13 protein-coding genes and 2 pseudogenes are annotated in these 15,630 nt (G+C 55.0%); all 15 read right to left on the bottom strand.

The features are described 5' to 3' along the window. Positions 1-286 precede the first annotated feature (286 nt). Entirely contained in the window at positions 287-1,126 is an 840-nt protein-coding gene (locus tag ACI3UA_RS02595; RefSeq protein WP_439723269.1) for a DUF4392 domain-containing protein, read from the bottom strand. Between the two features lie 96 nt (positions 1,127-1,222). Further along, positions 1,223-2,032, bottom strand: coding sequence for a putative hydro-lyase (locus ACI3UA_RS02590; protein WP_439723268.1), 810 nt, complete (start codon positions 2,030-2,032; stop codon positions 1,223-1,225). Between the two features lie 5 nt (positions 2,033-2,037). Then, positions 2,038-3,255: a biotin-dependent carboxyltransferase family protein gene (locus ACI3UA_RS02585; RefSeq protein ID WP_439723267.1), complete on the bottom strand. Its 1,218-nt coding sequence runs from the start codon at positions 3,253-3,255 to the stop codon at positions 2,038-2,040. After that, entirely contained in the window at positions 3,252-3,962 is a 711-nt protein-coding gene (gene pxpB, locus ACI3UA_RS02580) for a 5-oxoprolinase subunit PxpB (protein WP_439723266.1), read from the bottom strand. Before pxpB ends, ACI3UA_RS02585 begins: the two co-directional genes overlap by 4 nt. 111 nt (positions 3,963-4,073) lie before the next feature. Continuing rightward, positions 4,074-4,835 carry a LamB/YcsF family protein gene (locus tag ACI3UA_RS02575; protein ID WP_439723265.1) on the bottom strand — a complete coding sequence of 254 codons (762 nt, stop codon included), beginning with the start codon at positions 4,833-4,835 and terminating at the stop codon, positions 4,074-4,076. A gap of 155 nt (positions 4,836-4,990) precedes the next feature. Next, complete coding sequence (locus ACI3UA_RS02570; protein WP_439723264.1) at positions 4,991-5,851, bottom strand: aminotransferase class IV; 861 nt, start codon at positions 5,849-5,851, stop codon at positions 4,991-4,993. Between the two features lie 172 nt (positions 5,852-6,023). After that, positions 6,024-6,287 carry a DUF3955 domain-containing protein gene (locus ACI3UA_RS02565; protein WP_439723263.1) on the bottom strand — a complete coding sequence of 88 codons (264 nt, stop codon included), beginning with the start codon at positions 6,285-6,287 and terminating at the stop codon, positions 6,024-6,026. Positions 6,288-6,365: 78 nt separating this feature from the next. After that, the gene (locus ACI3UA_RS02560) at positions 6,366-7,793 is read right to left on the bottom strand and encodes an Rne/Rng family ribonuclease (protein WP_439723262.1); all 1,428 of its coding nucleotides are present in this window, start codon (positions 7,791-7,793) and stop codon (positions 6,366-6,368) included. A gap of 21 nt (positions 7,794-7,814) precedes the next feature. Then, positions 7,815-10,374: pseudogene (locus ACI3UA_RS02555) on the bottom strand (TIGR03960 family B12-binding radical SAM protein). Positions 10,375-10,422: 48 nt separating this feature from the next. Beyond that, the gene (rodA, locus tag ACI3UA_RS02550) at positions 10,423-11,532 is read right to left on the bottom strand and encodes a rod shape-determining protein RodA (protein ID WP_439723261.1); all 1,110 of its coding nucleotides are present in this window, start codon (positions 11,530-11,532) and stop codon (positions 10,423-10,425) included. A gap of 127 nt (positions 11,533-11,659) precedes the next feature. Further along, positions 11,660-11,917 (bottom strand): cell division topological specificity factor MinE, encoded by a 258-nt coding sequence (gene minE / locus ACI3UA_RS02545; protein ID WP_439723260.1) that lies wholly within the window; start codon positions 11,915-11,917, stop codon positions 11,660-11,662. Between the two features lie 12 nt (positions 11,918-11,929). After that, entirely contained in the window at positions 11,930-12,718 is a 789-nt protein-coding gene (minD, locus tag ACI3UA_RS02540; protein WP_439723259.1) for a septum site-determining protein MinD, read from the bottom strand. 12 nt (positions 12,719-12,730) lie between these two features. Continuing rightward, the gene (gene minC / locus ACI3UA_RS02535) at positions 12,731-13,405 is read right to left on the bottom strand and encodes a septum site-determining protein MinC (RefSeq protein WP_439723258.1); all 675 of its coding nucleotides are present in this window, start codon (positions 13,403-13,405) and stop codon (positions 12,731-12,733) included. A gap of 17 nt (positions 13,406-13,422) precedes the next feature. Continuing rightward, positions 13,423-15,279 (bottom strand): penicillin-binding protein 2, encoded by a 1,857-nt coding sequence (gene mrdA, locus ACI3UA_RS02530; RefSeq protein WP_439723257.1) that lies wholly within the window; start codon positions 15,277-15,279, stop codon positions 13,423-13,425. 102 nt (positions 15,280-15,381) lie between these two features. Next, positions 15,382-15,630, bottom strand: a pseudogene (locus ACI3UA_RS02525) (hypothetical protein); the annotation flags it as partial.

Here is a 15,630-nt window from a genome sequence, read left to right as displayed (position 1 = left end):
AAATGCAGTGAACATATTTTATAGTCTTTCAGCACAACCGTCAAACCAGTCCACTGCACGAATACTTTAAATTTTCAACTCCACACCCGATAGACAAAAAATAATCAAAAGCCTGAAAATCTCCCACAAAAAAAGCGGTCAGAGAAACACCCCCTGCACCGTTTTTTTGCAGTTTTTCGAGTTTTTTATATTATCATTATTAATGCCGCCACGAATTTATTCCATAAAACAGCCAGCCGATGCAGTATCCTGCTGACGGATTTGCCTGCAAAGCTGATTTGCCGCCTTATTTTTCCAGCATGGCCGCCCTGACATTATTCAAAACTCCCAGATGGACCTCCATGGAAAGGTTGTCCACCGTTTCCTCCGGCCTTTTGGTACAGCCATCCACACTGCCTGCCAGCACCATGTCATGCAGCATGCCCCGCTCCATATCGTCAGAAGGAAGCAGATTGATGCCGTACATTCTGGACAGCAGGGCACTGACGCCCCAGCCCCACCAGTTGGAAACCCCGCTGATAAGGGCTATATCTGCCACCTCCCTGGCACAGATAGCTTCACCGTGAGGGACGTACTTTTCTATAGTCTCCGCCAGGGCACCCATGCCGATTTCGTTACCGCCGTCGCCGATGGAGATAGTAGTAATGCCCCGTTCCCTGGCGGCCTCAATGATGCTGGAAGCATCCACGAACATGGCATCAATAATGCCCCCCCGCATATTGTGGTAATGCCCGTCCCGCGCCTTGCCGGGACGCTCAATAGTCAGCACATGGCTGGGTTTGATGGCATCCAGCTGGGCGGCAATAAATTCATCTGCCTCATACCTTGGCAGCATGAGAGGACGGCATTTACAGCCCCGCCTTGTCACCGCCGCATTTACCACCCAATAGGCTTCCTCGTCAGTCAGCAGCCACACCGGTACACCGATGGACTCAAAGGCAAAGGCAAGATTGGCCGCCCCCAGGGGCCCGTCCGTCTCCCCTGTAAAATTGTGCAGTCCCAGCCTCACCGGAAAGCCGGTCAGGATAACCACTCCCGTAATCTTCGTCAAGGCTTCCTGCAGTCTTTCCAAGGGGTTGGCAGGCGCATTGGCTAAAAGCCCCCTGTTCCCCGGATCATATCGCATTGCTTCATCTAGTTTATTAAAAAAGCCCACAGCAAACACACCTCTCAATTCAATCCGCTTATAACATACATCTGTAGTATATCTTTACGATTTCGATTATATTTTTTTCTTATTTTCGAGGAAGTCATTAACCTCATCATTTCTCATATTGGTGATGAACATATGCCCCGGGGCATGGGTAATCACCAGTGGCAGCTTCGCATGCTCAATCACCGACTGAGGCGTTACGCCGCAACCCCAGAAAACAGGAATCTCCCCCGGCAGGATATCCACCGGGTCCCCGTAATCCGGCTTCATCAAATCCGTAATGCCCAGCTTCTCCGGCTCCCCGATATTTACAGGCGCACCATGCACATTTGGAAAACGCCCCGTAATCTCGTTGGCTCTCTCTGCATCCTCCGGCGTCATAGGCCGCATGCTGACCACCAGCTCCCCTTTAAACGGCCCGGCAGGACTGGTCATAACCTTGGTGCGGAACATGGGTACATTGCGTCCCATGGAGATATGGCGCACATCGATACCGGCCTTCATCAAGGCTTCCTCAAAGGAAAAGCTGCAGCCAATCAGGAACACAGCCATATCCTCCTGCCAATAAGGCGTGGCATCCGTCACCTCTTTCACCAGCACACCGTTTTCAAAAATACGGTACTTGGGAATATCCGTCAGGATGTCCGCCCCTTTGCCCATATCCTGCACATACCTGCTGCCATGGATTACCTCCAAGAGCGGGCACGGCTTTGGATTTTGCCGGGCAAACTGCTCGAAATCCCCGGCGTATTTCTCCGGCATAATCACCAGATTTGCCTGTGCATAGCCGTTGCACATGCCGGAAGTCTGACCGGTGATTTCACCGCTTCTTATTTTCAGCCACACATCCTCCGGCATTGCATTGCTATAATCTGCCATGAAAATCACTCCTGCCTTATAATCACATCAAAAACTTCGCCATCTATTTTCAGCCGGAACTGCCTGCCCCCGGCGGCAGATACCGGCATAACAGCCTGTCCCTTCATTTGCCGGGCGTTCCCGGCCATAGCGGACTGCTCCTTCATTTGCCGGATGACCTCTGCCAATTCGCCATGCTGCTGCCGCAAAAGCCCTTGCGCCTCCTGCACGGAAATTATCCGGAACTGCAGACTGTCCCCGGGCATGGACTGCGCCATCAGCGGCAAATCCACTGTTGCCACCGTGGCCAGCTTCGGATAGCCGCCTGTGGTCTGATGGTCCGCCAGCATGACGATGGGCTGTCCGTCCGGCGGTATCTGGATGGAGCCAAAGGCTATGCCATCCGTAATCAAATCCTGCTGTCTTGACTTTTCTATCGCCAAGCCCTGTAACCTGTAGCCCATGCGGTCAGAATCATTGGAAACCGTATAGACGGAAGCCGCAAAGCCATCAATGGAGCTCTGGGAAAAATAATCCTCCTGCGGCCCCGGAATCACCCTTATCTGCCTGATTTTGCCGCCGTCAGCACCAGCTGCAACACCTCTGTTCACCAATGTATCCACATAGCTTTCCGGCACCTTCCGAAGCCCTGCCCTGCCTGACAGGGCCTTTGCCGCATACCCTCCGGGCGTGCCCACAGGCAGTATATCACCAGCTTCCAGCTTGCGCCCCATATAGCCGCCCAGCCCCAGCTTCAAATTGGTGGCCCTGCTGCCAAGTGCCTTGGCTGTGGCAAAGCCACCCGACACTGCAATATATGCCCTGATGCCGGATTTTTGCGCGGCCACCCTGAGCCTCTGCCCTGCCTTAACGTCTATGGCACTGTAGGGGCGCACAGGCACGCCATCCAGCAGTACATCAGGCATACCTCCGGCAACAGCGGCCAGCGCATCCTGCCTGAATTCCAGCTCCGGCCCCAGATAGGTGGTTTCCAGCACAGCTGCCTCACCTGAAAGCTCCTCATTGCCCACCAGGGCATTTGCCAGCAGGGCCGACGGCATGTCCATGACGCCTGACACCTGCATGCCGCTGGCCTGATAGCCGTATCTGCCCCTATCCTGCACGGTAGTCAGCATGCCGCCATTTACTACCCTGATACCTGTCATATCTGCCATGCCTTCCATCTCGCCACCTGCTGTCTCATTAACTATTGTCCTGCCACCCGCCTGCACACATCTGCTCATTTTATCATCGCCTTATATTCCGCCTCTGAAACAGGCTTGAATTTCACATAACTGCCTGCCGACAGCAGTACGGGATTTTCACTCTCCGCGTCGTACAGCTTCAGCGGCGTGCGGCCGATAATCTGCCAGCCGCCGGGCGACTCCACGGAATAAATCCCCGTCTGCCCTCCGGCAATGCCCACACTGCCTGCGGCAATCCTCAGCCGCGGCGACTTTTTCCGCGGCGTAGCCAGACGCTCGTCCATGCCTCCCAGATAAGGAAAACCGGCCACAAACCCCAGCATATATACAGGGTACTCCGGCGCGGCATGGAGCCGGATTACTTCCTCTGCCGTCATGCCGTGGGCGGCGGCCACTTCCTCAAGGTCAGGGCCGTACTCGCCCCCGTACACCACGGGAATTTCCACCACCTGCTTTTCCCCTTCGCCGGCCAGCCTTATACTGCCGATAATAGCCGCCAGCTTCTCCACCAGTTCATCATAGCCCAGCACCAGCGGATCGTACACTATCATCAGGGAGCAATAGGTGGGAACCGTTTCCACGATTCCTGAAAGCGCCCCATCTGCCACTGCCCTTTCCACACAGCCTTGCAGTGCCATGACCTTTCGATTGATTTCAATTTTTATTTCCTGCCCGAACTCCACGGAAACCGCGCTGTCGCCCAGCACCAGAAAGCGCACCCCGGCAGGAATAGCCGTCTCTGCCAAGCCTGTCCCCCCATTTCCTTCTCACAGCGGATAACTGCTTTTAATGGTCAAATGCCCCGTATACGGCAAATGCTCTATATCAGGCGATATCGGACAACCGCCTGCCCGTAGCTACGCCTGAAAATTCTGCACGGAAATTCCTTCTGCCGTCAGGGATGCGCGGATTTTCTTCACCAGCTCGATAGCCGCCGCATTATCACCATGCACGCAGATACTGTCCGCCCTGATGTCAATAACCTTGCCATCAATGCTGACCACCTTGTTTTCCTTTGCCATTTTCACTGCCCTGGCGGCCGCCTCATCCGCATCGTGAATAACCGCCCCCGGCAGTTTGCGATTGACCAGGGAACCATCATCATTGTAGGCACGGTCAGCAAAAACCTCGCTGATGACAGGCAGGCCTGCCTTCTCCGCCTCCGTGAGCATCACTGAACCGGCCAGCCCCATGAGATAAATGCCCTTGTCCACACTGGCAATCGCTTCTGCAATAGCCCGTGCCAGCTTTTCATCCTTGGCGGCCATGTTGTACAGCGCCCCGTGTGGCTTCACATGCTGTAGTTTCAGCCCGTGGCCCTTTGCAAAGGCCATCAGGGCTCCCATCTGATACTTCACATAAGCACCGGCCTCCTCCGGCGTCACCGTCATAGGCCGCCGCCCGAAGCCCAGCAAATCAGGAAAGCCGGGATGCGCCCCCACGGCCACGCCGTACCTCGCCGCCAGCGCCATGGTCTTCTCCATGGTCACAGGGTCCCCGGCATGGTAGCCGCAGGCCACATTGATAGAGGTAACATGAGGAATCACCGCCTCATCCATCCCCATGGTATACGCCCCAAAGCTCTCGCCCAGATCACAGTTCAAATCTACACAGCTCATGATACTCCTCCAAAATTCATGAAGTTTATCAAAAATATATTTATTACATACATTGTGAAAAACTTTGCCCGAAAAAACAATAAAGGGCCATCAACTGATAGAAAGCTATTCATATCAGCCGATTGGCCCATTCCAACAAAACACAATATTTACTTTTAGTCCAGCAGGGTTGCCTTGCCGGTATAATCAAGATACTCCTGAATAACTGCCTTTTCAATGCGGTGCAGTGTCTCAGGGTCCTTGCCGCCTACCTTCCTGCCCTCAATCTCGCAGGCGTGCTGGCACATCTTGGAAGAAGCCGTCACGATAACCTCATCGGCATCGTACATTTCCTCCAGACTGAAAGGACGCTCCATCACGGTAATTCCCAGCCTGCGGCACGCCTCAATCATGTGGGTCTTGGCAATGCCCCGCAGGATAAACTGGTCATCAGGATGGGCAATCAGCATGCCATCCTTCAAAATCTGGATGTTGCTGTGACAGCACTCGGTAACGAAGCCGTCGCGATGCAGTACGCACTCGTCAGCTCCGGCACGGACAGCCGCCTCGGTGCCCACAACGGCAGGCAGGAGGTTCAGGGTCTTGGCGTTGCCATGCTGGAAACGCGTATCAGGGCGGACAATCAGCTTCAGCTCCTTATCCGGGTCACCGGCCTTGGACTGCTTAATCCACACCCACAGCTTGCCCGGCATATCCTTGCCATAGGCATGGTCACGGGGAGCCACGCCGCGGGTTACCTGCCAGTACACAAAATGGGTTTCCCCTTCCACCTGGCGCAGAAGGTCAGTGAGAAGCTCTCCCAGCTCCCGCTTGCCCATAGGCACCTTGATGTCAAAATAGTTTGCGCTGGTGTAGAAGCGGTCCAGATGGTCCTCCAGAAGATAAACAACATGGTTGCCGCCGATAGTGGCGTCATAAACGCCATCGCCAAAGAAATGTGAACGGTCATTGAATGGAATCATTACCTCGTCAGGGGTACCAATCTTTCCATCGTAGTAAGCTAATTCTTTAAGCATTGCAATCACCTCATAAGCAAAATCTAAGGCATATCTGTTTTTCACACTTACTACTATAACATACAACACATCATTTGGCTATATTTTTTATACGTTTTCAGCATGTATACAAAATATTTGCAATCCGCCCCCTGCCCGGGGAAAATGCCGCCATTTTCCCCGGGCGGACTGCCTATTTTCCGAACAGCCTGCGCAGTCCTGTCACGGCAAGGGTGGCCAGTCCGCCCAAAAAGCACAGGGCGGCCAGCGGCAACAGAAAGAACCTTTCATGCAGGATGCCGTCAGCATCGATGTACTCCTGGCTCATTCCCTTCATCACCATGAGGGCCACGCCGATTAACAACAGCACCGCACCGGCATAAATACCGGCCTTGCTTCCCCCTGACTGCCTGCGGCAGTCTTCCTTCTCCATCCGTTCTTCCAATTTCTTGTCCATACTGATACCTCCTCGTATACAGTTTTTCCAGAATATACGCCTCAACAAAGGACTGGACAACAGGAAGCCCGGCTATATTTATTTTTGCAAAAGCACGTAACAGCCCGGCGAAACCTCCCGCGTGGCCTCTATGGCCACGGAAATCCCCAGCTCCCTGCACAGGCCGGCAAAAAAATCCGTCCCCTTCAGCTGATTGGCTGTTTCCGGCGACAGCTGTACCAGATAGCCCTCCGCCACGTGCTTCCTGCCCTCGATGCGGCGGATGTCACGGCAGATTCTGACAGCCACCGTTTCCGGTGACAGCACCCTGCCGGAGCCCTCGCACAGCGGGCAGACCGCATGCAGGAGATTCTCCACATTGTGGCGTGACTTCTTTCGGGTAATCTCCACCAGTCCCAGTGAGGTGATGTCCACCACATTGGTCTTGACCCTGTCCAGCTGTGCCAGCTGGCGCAGCTGCAACAGCAGCTCCCTGTTGTGCTCCTCCTTTTCCATGTCGATGAAATCCACCAGAATAATGCCGCCGATATCCCGTAGCCGGAGCTGTTTCATGATTTCTGCCGCGGCCTCGCGATTCAGGGCAAAAGCCGTTTCAGCCAGATTCAGGTCACCGACGAAGCTCCCCGTATTCACATCGATTACGGTCATGGCCTCGGTCTTGTCAATCACCAGAAAGCCACCCGATTTCAGCTCCACATAGCGGCTTTCCAGCTTGGCAATTTCCTCTTCAATGCCGTACTCCGCAAATATCTTCCTGCCCTCGTAGAACTGCACCCTGTCAGCCCAGCCTGCATCAATATCCTTCAAAAGCTCCCTGACCCGGCGGCAGACAGAAGCATCATCTATGACCATCTGCGCCACATCATCATTGAAGATGTCCCTGACGATGCGTATGACCAGATCCACGTCGCGGTACAGAAGCCCCGTGTTCTTCGTGAGCTTTTCCCGCGCCTCGATGGACTGCCATATCCTGACCAGATAACGGATATCGCGCTCGATGCTCTCCCGGCTCTGCCCCACCGCCGCCGTGCGGATGATCACGCCCATCCCCTCCGGACAGGCCCGGCTGACAATCTCGTACAGCCTCCTGCGCTCATCCTCGGAATCAATGCGATGGGACGTGCCTATGTAGGCCGACTTCGGCATCAGCACCACGTTGCGGCCGGGAATCGTCAGGTGCAGGGTAGCCCGCGGCCCCTTACTGCCCACCTCGTCCTTGGTAATCTGCACCGGCAGAACCTGCCCGATGTGGATTTTTTTCCTGTCCTCACCGGAGCCGTCCGCCATTTTGCCATCACCGATATACAGAAAGGCATTTTTGCCCCGGCCTATATCCACAAAGGCGGCCTGCATGCCCGGCAGTACATTCTGCACGATTCCTTTGTATATGTTGCCTACCAGATGGGAATGGCGGGGACGCTCCAGCTCCAGACCGACCAGCTCACCTTCCTCTGCCACGGCTATTCTGGTTTCCTCCGGCATCACATTGACGATAATAGACCTCATAAAAGTCCTTCCTTTACTTCACTATACCAAATCAATCAGCGGCCTGCCCTTTCCCTTCATGGCAGTGCGCCTGATAAGCACCCGGCCCGTGTCGCCCGGCAGGCCGTATTCCTGCACCAGAAGCTCCAGCACCTCTCCCGGCTTGACACTGCCGGTCTGGGTAATGGCAATATCCATGTGCAGTTTCAGCAGATCTCCCGCCATGGACAGCTTCACAGGCTGCAGCATGTACTGCTTCGTCTCTATCAGCTTGTCCGTTTTCGGGGTAACACGATGCACGAAGGCTTCCTTTGCTTCATTATAAGCCCTGACAGCGGCGAGGGCGCTGTCCCATGCCGCCCCCTCCGTCATAGGCAGTAAAAGCTCGTACTCCGCTTCCTCCACCTCTGCCATCAGCGCCTTGTGCTTCTTCCCTTTGCAGGGCTTCGGCTCCCGCACAGGTTTCAGGCGCAGGAGCTTCACTCCCTCCGGCAGGGCCCTGCTCAGCTTTTCAAAAACCTCCGGCTGGCAGAGGGGCTTGGTCAGCTCAAAATCCATGTACTCCGCATCGCTGATTACTCCCAGCGACAGGGCGGAGGCAAAGGCCAGCTTGATATGAGGGTTGAACCCCTCGGAATAGGCCGCAGGCAGTTTGGCGCGGCGGATAGCGCGCTCCATCACCCCGGCATAATCCAGATGGGAAATATAGCGGATTTCCTCACCCTTGGTAATCTCAGCCCGATATTTATACATGCTCCCGCCTCCAGTCCACGATTTTTGCATCCAGCGACGGGCACACGCCGCAGGCAGAGCATTTGCCCCGGCGGCAGTCCTCCGTCAGCTCCCCTGCCAGCGCCTTCTTGTACTCACGGAGCAGGAATTCCTTGCTTACGCCCGGCGTAGTGTGCTCCCAGGGCAGTTTTTCACTTCTCTCGCGGGTGCGCTGGTTGTACAGGGTCAGGTCTATGCCGCACTTTTCAAAGGCGGCCAGCCACACATCATTCTTGAAATGATCCGTCCAGCCGTCAAACTTCGCCCCGTCCTGCCAGGCCTGATAGATAACCCGGCTGATGCGGCGGTCGCCGCGGGCGATAGCTCCTTCCAGCACGCTGACGCTGGCCTCATGGTAGTTGAACTTGACGGCCCGCTCCTTTATGCTGCTGCGCAGCAGGCGCTGGCGGCGCTCAAACTCTTCCCGCGGCACCTGCCCATACCACTGGAAAGGCGTATGCGGCTTCGGTACAAAGCAGGACACGCTGATGGTGACGGTAACGCCCCATTTGCCGGTAACCTCCTTGTACTTCTGCGCCACCTTCTCCGCCAGCCTGGCAATCCCCACGACGTCCTCATCGGTTTCCGTAGGAAGCCCCATCATGAAGTACAGCTTCACCTGCTTCCAGCCCTGCCGGAAGGCGGCCTCCACCGCTCCCATGAGGTTTTCCTCGGTGACGCCCTTGTTGATTACATCCCTCAATCTCTGGGTACCGGCCTCCGGCGCAAAGGTCAGGCCGCTTTTTCTCACCTGTTGCAGCTTATGGGCCAAATCAATGGAAAAGCTGTCTATGCGCAGGGATGGCAGGGAAAAGCTCACCTTTTCATCACGAAAATCCGCAAACAGGTCATCCACCAGCTCGCCCAGGCAGGAATAATCCGCCGAGCTCAGGGAGGTCAGGGACATCTCGTTGTAGCCGGTGGAATCCGCCAGCTTCCGCGCCAGCTCCCTGAGCCTTTTGCGGCTCCGCTCCCGGATAGGGCGGTAGGAAGTGCCTGCCTGACAGAAGCGGCATCCTCTGGTACAGCCCCTGAACAGCTCCAGCATGATGCGGTCATGGACAATATCAATATACGGCAGAACCGGCTTCTCCACAAAAGGCACCGCGTCCATGTCCTTAATCAGCCGCTTGTAAATCACCGGCCTCGCCTCCGGCTCCGTCGGCTCAATGGAGGCAAACAGGCCCTGCTCATTGTATTCGACGCGATAAAACGACGGCACGTAGATACCATCCAGCCCGGCCACGCGCTTTAAAAAGCCCCTGCGGCCGTCAGGACGCCCTGCCTTTTTCCACTCGCTAAAGAGGGCGGCCACCTCGCCAATCAGCTCTTCCCCCTCGCCCACAATAAAGAAATCAAAAAAATCAGCAATCGGCTCCGTGTTGTAGACACAAGGGCCGCCACCTACGACAAAAGGCTCGTCCTCGCCCCTGTCACCGCTCCAGATATGGATACCTGCCAGATTCAGCATGTTCAGTATGTTGGAATAAATCATTTCATACTGCAGGGAAAAGCCCAGAAAATCAAAATCCCTGATGGCGTGAAAGCTCTCCAGCGAAAACAGGGGAAGCTCCCTCTCCCGCATAGCGGCCTCCATATCCACCCACGGGGCATACACACGTTCACAGGCCGTATCCTCCCTGCTGTTCAGCACCTCGTAGAGAATTTTCAGCCCCAGGTTGGACATCCCCACCTCATACACATCCGGCAGGGCAAGGGCAAAATGGCACGGCACAGCATCCCAGTCCTTGTGAACGGCATTCAGCTCATGACCCGTGTAGCGGGCCGGCTTTTCCACCGCCTGCAAAATCTCAGGTTCCAAATTTATAATCAATGCTCATACCTCTTTCCTTATTATATCGGCCTCGTTATATCAGCCTTAAAACTGCAGCTTCTGATTGCGCAGATATATATTCAGCAGTATCGTAATCGCCAAAATATTGGTCGTCAGCGCACTGACGCCATAGCTCATAAAGGGCAGTGGAATACCTGTAACCGGCATGATACCGGCAGTCATGCCCACATTTACCAGCACATGGAAGGCCAGCATGGAGGTAATGCCCACCGCCAGCAGCATGCCGAAATTGTCCTGGGCCTGCCGGGCAATCCTGATGCCCCGCCACAGAACCACCAGATACAGGAGAAGCAGTACCAGCGTGCCGATAAAGCCCCATTCCTCGCCCACCACCGCAAAGATAAAGTCCGTATGGTTCTCCGGCAGGAAATTCAGCTGGCTCTGGGTTCCCTCAAACAGCCCCTTGCCAAAAAGCATGCCGGAGCCGATGGCAATCTTGGACTGGATGATGTGGTAGCCGGAGCCCAGCGGGTCAACATTCGGGTCAAGAAAGACCATTATCCTCATCTTCTGATAGTCCTTCAGCACATGCCACAAAAGCGGCATGCAGGCCAGCCCCGTGCCAAAGATGCCCGCCAGCAGCTTCAGTTTGATGCCGCAGGCAAAAATCATGCCAAAAAAAATCGCCATAAAAACCAGCGAGGTTCCCAGATCCGGCTGTTTCATGACAAGGATAAAGGGGACCCCCACATAGGCCGCCACCGGCAAAAGGTCGGACAGGGTGTTCAGCTTGCCTATCTTGTCCTGCAAAAGAGCCGCCAGCGACACGATCATGATAATCTTGGAAAACTCCGATGGCTGCAGGGTGACAGGCCCCAGCTGAATCCAGCGCTGGGCCCCCAGCGCCGACTGCCCCACAAACATTACCGCCAGCAGCATAATCAGGTTGAAAATATACATCTTGTGTCCATAGCGCTGCAGCATCTTGTAATCAAAATTCATCAGCAATATGGCGATGCCTGCATTAATCAGGGCAAAAACTCCCTGCCTCTGCACGAACCAGTAGCGTTCCTCGCTGGGCGTATTTACGTGGGTAGCACTGCCAATCACAATCAGGCTTATAATGATTATCGCCGTCACCGCCAGCAGAAGCTTCACGTCCATCTTGCGCAGCAGCTTTTTATCCAAAAACAAGGCCAATCCCTCCACTCACAGCCATGAAAATAATTTTATCTTAACCTCATAATGATAGCACGAAGCAGAAAAAATAACAACAAAAAACGCCAATGCAGCTTCTGCACCGGCGCCTTTTGGCCGCGGCTCAGTGATGACGCATATTCTGTACCGGAATATTGGCCACCAGAGCCACCGAATCCTCTACATTTTCCAGCGAAATCTCCATATCGCTCTGATTGATTACCATATACTTGGAAATTACCTTGATGATATCGTCCCTGAGCTTCTCCATAACCTCAGGGGATACACTGGCACGATCCTGAATCAGCACCATCTGCAAACGCTTCTTGGCAACCTTACCAGATTTTTCCTTTTTAAAAATGCTTAAAAGTGAATCCAGCATATCACGACCTCCTTATATTCCCAGGGCTTTCTTCAAGCGTGAGAAAAAACCATCCTTGGCAAAGGTCATAAAAGGCACGTCCTCCCCCAGCAGGCGGCGGACGATGTTTTCATACGCTATACCGGCCTGGGATTTCTGGTTGCCCACCAGCGGCTCACCGCGGTTGGCGGAGGTAACCACCATCTCATCATCCGGAATCTGGCCAATGCACTTGATGGAAAGAATATCATCAATATCGCTCATGTCCATCATGTCGCCGCTCTCCACCATCTGCGGACGTATCCTGTTGACAATCAGGCTGATATTGTCCTTCTCGGCCCGTCCCAGCTCACCGATAATCTTGTCTGCATCACGCACGGCAGACACCTCCGGCATGGTTACCACAATCGCCCGGTCAGCCGCCGCAATAGCAGTCTTGAAGCCCTGCTCGATACCGGCAGGACAGTCAATGATGACATAATCATACTCCTTGCGAAGCTCGTCGCACAGCACCATCAGCTGTGCCGGATTGACCGCTGACTTATCCTTAATCTGGGAGGTAGGCAGCAGAAACAGGGTTTCATACTTCTTGTGGCGCACCAGCGCCTTCTTGTACGGCACACGCCCCTCGGTAACATCTACCAGATCATACATGATACGGTTTTCCAGCCCCAGCAGCAGGTCCAGGTTGCGAAGGCCGGTATCGGTATCAATCAAAACTACGCTCTTGCCGCGCTGGGCCAGACCCACGCCCAAATTGGCAGTGGTGGTGGTTTTTCCCACGCCGCCCTTGCCGGATGTAACTACAATAACCTCACTCATCAGAACAAAATCCTACCTTTCTATTGGTTCAATAATAATCTGACCGTCTTTTATATACGCCTTCTCTGCATAATCGCTCTTCTCAGGATTATCAGGTGAACGGGCTATCAGGCTGGCAATGCGAATCTGCATCGGCATCAGCCTGTCCGCCACCACAAAGGCCTGACAATCCCCCATGGCCCCGGCGTGAACAATGCCGCGGCAGCTGCCGCGCACATCAATACTGCCGGCCGCCACAATCTTGGCCCCCGGGTTTACGTTGCCGCAAACCATCACGGAGCCCTGGGAGGTAATTTCCTCACCGTTCCTGACCGTGCGGTTTATCACCGTCATCACCTGCTGTTCGCCGGTCAGGCCGCCTGCCTGCTGTCCGGCCGGAGCGGACTGTGCATAAAGACCGCCTCCTGCGGCGGAGCTGTCCTGCTGTTCCTGACGCTTCAGAAACGGCTGGCCGCCGGAGGACACCGAAAGCCCCTTGTCGGTGAGAAAGTCCTTCAGGCCACTGCGTACCGACCTGCTCAGGTCTGCCACCACCAGCTGAAACTCCGTGCCCTTCGGGAAAAACTCAGGATGCTCGGAAAGCTTTTTTTCCAGCTCCTGCTGTACGTCAGCCAGCTCTGCGGAGCTGTCCACCATCAGCTGAAAGCCTCCGGCTCCGCCCTTGATTTTTACTAACTCCCTTGCCATACAAACACCTCTCGCCATTACTGCTTCTTCTGCACCTGGGCCGTGGCCGCCGCCCTTGCCCTGGCCTCGGCCTCCGCCTTGGCCTTCGCCTGCGCCGCCACCTGGGCCGGGTCAGGAATATGAAAGGCCGCATCCAGAATTTTCTTGCCTATCGGCACTGCGGACTGTGAGCCGTAGCCGCCCTGCTCCACAATGACCGCCACCACAATGGTCGGGTTGCTGAACGGGCCGTAGGCCACAAACCAGCCGTGGTCACGCCCGTGGGGATTCTCCGCCGTACCTGTCTTACCGGCAATCTCCACCGGATAATTCCTGCCAAAAATAAACGCCGCCGTACCATACTTGGTAACCTGATGCAGTCCCGCCTGCACCAGACGGATGAACCTGTCCTCCACATCCAGCTGGCTCAAAAGCTCCGGCTGGAACTTCTTTACCACATTGCCGTTCACATCTACGATTCTATCCACCAGATAAGGCTTGTACCGCTTGCCATCGGCGGCAATCTCTCCCATGATGGAGGCCGCCTGCAGCGGCGTCACCAGATTGAAGCCCTGCCCGATGGCGGCGTCAAAGGTTTCCGCCAGATACCAGTCCTCATCAAAAACACGCTTCTTGTACGCCTTGCAGGCCACCAGCCCCTCTGCCTCATAAGGAAGGTCAATGCCCGTCAGCTTGCCCATGCCGAACATGCGGGCATACCTTTCCAGCTGGTCGATGCCCAGGCGGTTGCCCATCTCATAGAAATACACATTGTCGGAGTGGGCCATGGCCTCCTCAAAATTCAGCCAGCCCAGCGCCTCGCCACCGGCATTGCCCTTGGGAATAATCCAGTGATGGCCGGAGTCAAAAATCTTTTCCTCCGGCGTAACCCTGCCCTCGGACAGCGCCGCCGTACCCGTGATAATCTTGAAGGTCGACCCCGGCGGATACTCGCCTGTAATCGCCTTGTTGTCCATCGGGTAGTACGGATTGTTGTTGATTACGGCCCAGTCCTTGGAGGAAATGCCGTTCACGAAGAGATTGGGGTCAAAGGCAGGACGGCTGACGATGGCCAGCACCTCGCCGGTCTGCGGATTGAGCGCCACGGCCGCCGCCGCATGGGCGCCAATCTGCACCAGCTGTTCATCGATGGCCTTCTCCGCCGCCGCCTGAATTTCCAAATCTATAGTCAGATGCAGGTCATTACCGGGAATCGGATTCTTTTTGCCCAGCACCTGCACCGGCTTGCCGGTAACATCCACTTCCACCTGCTCGCCGCCATTGGTGCCGCGCAGGTACTGGTCGTAAATCTTCTCCAGCCCGAACTTGCCGATGATATCGCCGCTCTTGTAGCCTTCATCCTTCTTCTTTTCCAGCTCCGCATCACTGATTTCGCTTACATAGCCATAGGCATGCGCCCCCTGCGTCTTGTAAATATAATCGCGGATGGGCAGAACCTCTACCACCACGCCCGGATACAGATCCTTCTGCTCCGCAATGATGGTAGTCAGCTCAGGCCCCACATCCGTCTTGATGCGGATAGGGTCAAAGCCTATATGGGCGTCAATTTTATTGTGAATTTCCTCCACCGGCACATTCAGAAGCGCCGACAGCCTGCCTATTACCTCCTCGGAAATAGGCTCCGTCAGAGGAAGCAGGGAAACGGTAAAGCCGGGGTGATTGGTGACGAGGATATTGCCATTCCTGTCATACATCGTCCCCCTCGGAGCAACCGAAGGAACCAGGCGTATGCGATTGCCGTCTGCCAGATTTGCATAGTATTCGCCATCATACACCTGCAGATAGCCCATCCTGGCAATAAGAACAGCTATCACCAGCACGATGATGATGCTCAGCACCTTTAACCGTCCGCTAAAAATATCCTTGTCCGACATTTAACTCTCCCAACCATATCCACGCGGCCCGCCGGCATGCGCACAGCTCCGCCGCGCCGCAAAACAAAAACAACAAAATGTGGCAGAGTCCACTGCCACAATTTATTTTTTTTCAGATAAATGCTCGTCCAGCCTGCGTACCATGACATGTACGGGCCAGGCAAAAACTATGTTGTAGCACAGCATCGGCAGCAGCTTGTACTTGATGTGTGCCAACGGATAAAAACCATATCCCATCAGGAACAGGATAATCTCAAACAGGCAGAACACGGAAATCGTGCTCATCCACGCCGCCGCAATGGGCAGGATAAAGCTGTCCCGGAGCACCCTGGTGGAAAAAACGCCACAGCC

This window comes from Anaerovibrio sp. (genome assembly GCF_051866355.1).
GTDB lineage: Bacteria > Bacillota > Negativicutes > Selenomonadales > Selenomonadaceae > Anaerovibrio.
Note: the sequence above shows the minus strand (reverse complement) of the source record. Positions and strands in the feature narration are given on the sequence as shown.